The sequence below is a fragment of the Butyricicoccus intestinisimiae genome, from assembly GCF_018918345.1.
GTDB classification, from domain to species: domain Bacteria; phylum Bacillota; class Clostridia; order Oscillospirales; family Butyricicoccaceae; genus Butyricicoccus_A; species Butyricicoccus_A intestinisimiae.
The window spans coordinates 1-554 of sequence record NZ_JAHLQI010000024.1 but is presented as its reverse complement, the minus strand read 5'-3'; the positions used below and the strand labels follow the sequence as shown (position 1 = coordinate 554).

The window sequence follows — 554 nt, the reverse complement described above, 5'->3', positions numbered from 1 at the left end:
ACAGATACGACAACGTCAGCACCGATCAGGTCTACCAGCTGCTTTGCTTCCTTCACGATCTCAACTACCTGCGTCTTGATCGGATCCAGCTCTACATTGTACTTCTCTACTACGACTGCATTTGCCTTAGCTTCGTTGTACTCGCCCTTCTTCAGTACGCCCGGACGTACAGTGGACATCTGCGGACGGAATCTCGGGCAGATGATGGTTGCCATCAGGTGACCGCCGAATGCCGGACGGGTCATCTTCAGGTTGCGGTCGTCCATCTTGATACGGCCGGTCTCTACCATCTGATCTACGTTCAGGGTAGATGCTTCTCTCAGGAAGTCTGCGTACTTAGCAGTATCTACATCCAGATGGGTGCAGTCTGCAGTCAGGCCGGTGTGCAGTCTTGCTGCGCAGCGCGGACCCAGGTCACGGCCAATGTTGGTTGCACCGATCAGTACGATCTCCGGCTTCTTGTCCATAACTGCCTTGCAGATAACGTCTGCATATGCATCGGTGGTGTAATCCTTCAGTGCCGGATCATCTACCAGAATTACCTTGTCTGCGCC

The 554-nt window shown here is 53.6% G+C and carries 1 protein-coding gene; it reads right to left on the bottom strand.

Annotated elements, in window-relative coordinates; translation table 11 throughout:
- On the bottom strand, positions 1 to 554 hold a 554-nt coding region (locus KQI75_RS13870), incomplete at both ends, for an electron transfer flavoprotein subunit alpha/FixB family protein (protein WP_407927195.1).